The organism is Oleiphilus sp. HI0123 (assembly GCF_001635315.1).
The window spans coordinates 1-3,919 of sequence record NZ_LWGE01001645.1 but is presented as its reverse complement, the minus strand read 5'-3'; the positions used below and the strand labels follow the sequence as shown (position 1 = coordinate 3,919).

Sequence of the window (3,919 nt, the reverse complement as noted above, 5' to 3'; positions counted from 1 at the left end):
ATACCGCATGTCCACCCTCAAAGTTATGACGCAAGACCAGACCGGCAGCCTCAAACTGGGTAAGTACACGATAAACGGTCGCCAAACCTACATCATCACCCGATTCCAATAAAGCCTTATAGACATCTTCCGCACTCATATGGTGCTCATCAGCTTCTTCCAAAAGCCCCAATACTTTTAATCGTGGTAAGGTAACTTTCAAACCAACTTTTTTTAACTCTGAGTTGTCTGGCATGATTTATTTGTAATCCTATTCACAGCGTTTGCACGAATCAGGTATCATGCCTCGCTATAATGTTAGTTTCTTCTTTACAACATACTTTGCTTGCGTTTCGCCTATCTTCATAAAGATCAGCCGAAAACATTGTAAAGCAAAGATAATGGAATTCAAAAATTAGATGCAAAAGTTTTTAATTATTATTCTCACCGCTTTAAGCATAAGCGCCTGTAGCTTTCCTGGCGTTTTCAAAATCAATGTCCAGCAAGGCAACATCATCACCCAAGACATGCTCGACACATTAAAAGCAGGTATGACTAAAAAACAGGTTCACTTCGTATTAGGTGCTCCCGTTCTAGACAACACCTTCGATACAGAACTCGAAAACTACGTATACACCTATCAAGTTGCGGGCGGTGAAATCGAGAAACAAACCATAAAAGTCTACTATAGCCAAGGCGTGTACCAACGCTACGAAGGCACACTACTTGAGAGCAACCCAGCATATTAAGCGCTCTATTTAGTCTTTCTTTGCCGCCCGATTTAAGCGAGCCTGTTTAGGGTCGATCATTAATGGGCGGTAAATTTCAATACGATCCCCTTCTTTCAGCTCCTGCTCCAGTGGTTTACGAACCGCTTTACCAAATATTCCCATATCGGCCTTATCGAAATCTATCTCAGGAAAAACCTTATCAATTCCCGAGTTTTTTGCCCCATCAAAAACGTTGGTACCCGGCTTCACCTCGACTGTTAGTATTTTCTGCTTATCAGGCGCGGCATAGGCAACTTCTATTTGGATCATATTTTCCATTATTTACGTTTCCTTAACAATATAATTGATTTGCACGTTCACAGAACGCATCAACCATCGAGTTAGCTGCCTGATTAAATACCTTGGCAAAGGCCATTTTTGCCAAATTTTGTTTAATCTCAAAATCGAGCGTAAGTTCAACCTTACAAGCTCCTTCTTTCAGGTGAATAAATTCCCAGGCGCCTTTTAAATAGCTGAAAGGTCCCTCCACCAGGCTCATAATAATTCTGCCATCTTCAGACAAGTCGTTACGCGTGGTAAACGACTGCTTCAGCGCGCCCTTTTGAACCTCAATGCTCGCCAACATATACTCCGATTCAGACTCCAAGACCTGCGAGCTTGAACACCAAGGAAGAAACTGCGAGTAAGCCGCCACATCATTTACCAGTGCACTCATACGCTCAGCAGAGTGCATAACCAAGGCACTACGATTAATACTTAAAGACATTCACATCACCCTAAACTATCTTACCTCTATTGTACCCGCCAAGACCGTGGTCGCCTAGCCTCAATAAAAACACGCAACATAAATTTTCAGAAGGCTGGCACAAATGACTGAAACATGGTGTAGAATGGTTCATTTTTATAGCCCTAGAAACGTTTAGGTCTATTTGTACGAGATAGTGATAACAATAGATATATGGCCAAGAAAAAACCAAAACAACTGCCAGGCACCATTGCTCTCAATAAGAAAGCTAAACACGACTACCATATTGAAGAAAAGTTCGAAGCCGGACTCGCTCTAACAGGGTGGGAAGTCAAAAGCTTAAGAGAAGGCAAAGCTCAGCTTACGGATTCACACGTATTCCTAAAAAACGGTGAAGCCTGGCTTCTTAACGTCTATATCACACCGCTAACGTCAGCGTGCACTCACGTTATCGCTGAACCAACGCGCCAACGAAAGCTATTGCTACATAAAAAAGAAATCGCAAAGATAAATGCCAAAATGAACCAAGCTGGACACACCTGTGTTGCATTGGCGCTTTATTGGAAAGGAAACCACATCAAATGCGAGATAGCACTGGCCAAAGGTAAGAAAGATCACGATAAACGAGATGCCGAGAAGAACCGTGACTGGGATCGCCAGAAAGCACGTATTGTTCGAGAACACGTAAAATAAATAGGCTTGCCTTGTATTCCCAACAAGCGCCCCTATATAATGACTAACAATTAAATTACGGCATAAGCGACAGTTGCTAAAACACTGGCCGGGACTCGACGTAGTCGAAGCCAAACGCTTAATCTTGGTAAAAGTTACGGGGACGACATGGGCTTATGCCTGTTTTGTCTCAAATTGAAAGCCAATTTCTTGGCCTTCAAAAGGCATAAGCGACAGCGGCTCCGCCCGCTGGCCGGGACTCGACGCAGTCGAAGCCAGACGCTTAATCTTGGTAAAAGTTACGGGGACGACATGGCTTCGACGCTGGTAACAAAACCAAAGGTGCATGCCGAGTGTATAGTGGCACTCGTACTCCAATCGCTATAACTCATAGTTGCAAATGATGACAACTACGGTGCTCAACTAGCTGCGTAAGCAGTGAAAAAGCACTTTTAGGGCTACGGCCCTAACGGTCTTTAGCAAGGTGCCTGTATCGCGCTAATGACTGTCACTCAGAACAGGATCGCCAAGCGGCTTACTCAGGGTCGTTTCGTTAAACTTTACTGAGCTCGCCAACCACGTCCTGCCCGTTGGGCTGTGGAAGGTTAAACTAATTAACGGATTCTAAGCATGTAGAGCCGATGGCAGAGTGCTGACGGACGCGGGTTCAATTCCCGCCGTCTCCACCAAAAGCTGGTTCATCAAGAACCAATAAAGTAGGGAAGTAACCATAAGTTTAGCATTTGCTAAAATTATGGTTCACAGGGAAGCATAAGTTTGGCAACAACCGGACAAATGCAACCCTTTCTAGACTGAAAAAGCTCATTGAATCATAGCGTTATGATTCAATGAGCTTTACTTTTTAATATCTATGATTTGCGAACCTTTTTTTAATCGTTCGACCCGCCCTCAATAAGCATTTCTGATTTGTAAACCTGAAGAAACAGAGCTAACTCATTATTCTTAGTAGATTTAAACCAGAAAGGATCGTGCACTGAGCCCGCATAAATAACAACAATTAGAAATAAATAACATACCAAAGCCAATGCCAAGGGCCGATTAGTTCCAAGAGCTCCCATAGCAAACAGCAGAGATACGATAAAAGAAGACACACTCCATAAGGAAAACAAGAAACACAGATAGACCTTGTTGATATTCCAGCTTCGTAGATACCAAAATTTGAACAGCCTCAAATTGCGTGTGCGCTGCGAAGATTGTCATCACGAGCGTTTGGTCGCTTTCAGCTGCAAACGGCGTGGTTTCTGCCCTAGTTGTGGCGCTCGGCGGATGGCGGAGAGTGCCGCACTTTTGGTGGATGAAGTATTTCCCGCAGAGCCTATTCGCCAATGGGTGCTGAATTTTCCTTTCCAGTTGCGCTTTTTGCTGGACCGTTACCCGGAGCTGATGGGCAAGGTCTTGAGCATCGTTTACCGTACACTCTCAACTGTTCTGCGCAACTAAATCAGGACACTTTTCTTAAAGAGTTTTCGTACTCGATTGGCGACATATCTTCGTTAGAAGTATGGAGCCGCTCTAAGTTGTAATAACGCATGTAGTCAGCCACATCATTTCTCATATGCTCTCTCGTTGGCTGGGGCACTTTCAAAACCCAGTCATGCTTTAAGCTTCCAAAGAACCGCACCACAACAGAGTTATCCCAGCAAGCACCTACATCCCCCATGCTAGCTCTGATGCCATAATTACTCAGCAGTGTGCGATAACGCTTGCTGGTATACTGCGAACCTCTGTCACTATGAAACACCAAGCCTTTAGGAGGCTGGCGCAGATTATA

Annotated in this window: 6 protein-coding genes, 1 other RNA gene and 1 pseudogene; 4 read left to right on the top strand and 4 right to left on the bottom strand. The window is 44.1% G+C overall.

The features are described 5' to 3' along the window. Positions 1–235, bottom strand: a 235-nt coding sequence (locus A3761_RS22190) for a transcriptional repressor (protein WP_197473178.1), incomplete at its 3' end; no start/stop codon positions are given. A 163-nt stretch (positions 236–398) separates the two neighbouring features. On the opposite strand from A3761_RS22190, the gene A3761_RS22185 reads away from it, so the two are divergent. After that, positions 399–728 carry an outer membrane protein assembly factor BamE gene (locus A3761_RS22185; RefSeq protein ID WP_068514039.1) on the top strand — a complete coding sequence of 110 codons (330 nt, stop codon included), beginning with the start codon at positions 399–401 and terminating at the stop codon, positions 726–728. Positions 729–737: 9 nt separating this feature from the next. On the opposite strand, the gene A3761_RS22180 is transcribed toward A3761_RS22185, so the two are convergent. Beyond that, positions 738–1,028, bottom strand: a complete 291-nt coding sequence (locus A3761_RS22180) for an RnfH family protein (protein WP_082865264.1) — start codon at positions 1,026–1,028, stop codon at positions 738–740. 13 nt (positions 1,029–1,041) lie between these two features. Then, positions 1,042–1,476: a type II toxin-antitoxin system RatA family toxin gene (locus tag A3761_RS22175; RefSeq protein WP_068739943.1), complete on the bottom strand. Its 435-nt coding sequence runs from the start codon at positions 1,474–1,476 to the stop codon at positions 1,042–1,044. Between the two features lie 192 nt (positions 1,477–1,668). Between A3761_RS22175 and smpB the strand changes: the two genes are divergently transcribed. From smpB to A3761_RS25935, 3 genes and pseudogenes are all read left to right on the top strand, one after another. Further along, positions 1,669–2,148, top strand: coding sequence for an SsrA-binding protein SmpB (gene smpB, locus A3761_RS22170; RefSeq protein ID WP_068514034.1), 480 nt, complete (start codon positions 1,669–1,671; stop codon positions 2,146–2,148). Between the two features lie 282 nt (positions 2,149–2,430). After that, positions 2,431–2,816: a transfer-messenger RNA gene (gene ssrA, locus A3761_RS22165) on the top strand. Positions 2,817–3,321: 505 nt separating this feature from the next. Continuing rightward, a pseudogene (locus A3761_RS25935) lies at positions 3,322–3,579 on the top strand (transposase zinc-binding domain-containing protein); the annotation flags it as partial. 10 nt (positions 3,580–3,589) lie between these two features. Here A3761_RS25935 and A3761_RS22155 read toward each other — a convergent pair. Next, the coding region (locus A3761_RS22155) for an integrase core domain-containing protein (RefSeq protein ID WP_156492034.1) at positions 3,590–3,919 on the bottom strand (330 nt) is incomplete at its 5' end.

What these genes read in the sequence shown, in the direction of transcription:
- A3761_RS22185 (WP_068514039.1), top strand. Translation starts at nt 399, where the DNA reads ATGCAAAAGTTTTTAATTATTATTCTCACCGCTTTAAGCATAAGCGCC.
- A3761_RS22180 (WP_082865264.1), bottom strand. Translation starts at nt 1,028, where the DNA reads ATGGAAAATATGATCCAAATAGAAGTTGCCTATGCCGCGCCTGATAAG.
- A3761_RS22175 (WP_068739943.1), bottom strand. Translation starts at nt 1,476, where the DNA reads ATGTCTTTAAGTATTAATCGTAGTGCCTTGGTTATGCACTCTGCTGAG.
- smpB (WP_068514034.1), top strand. Translation starts at nt 1,669, where the DNA reads ATGGCCAAGAAAAAACCAAAACAACTGCCAGGCACCATTGCTCTCAAT.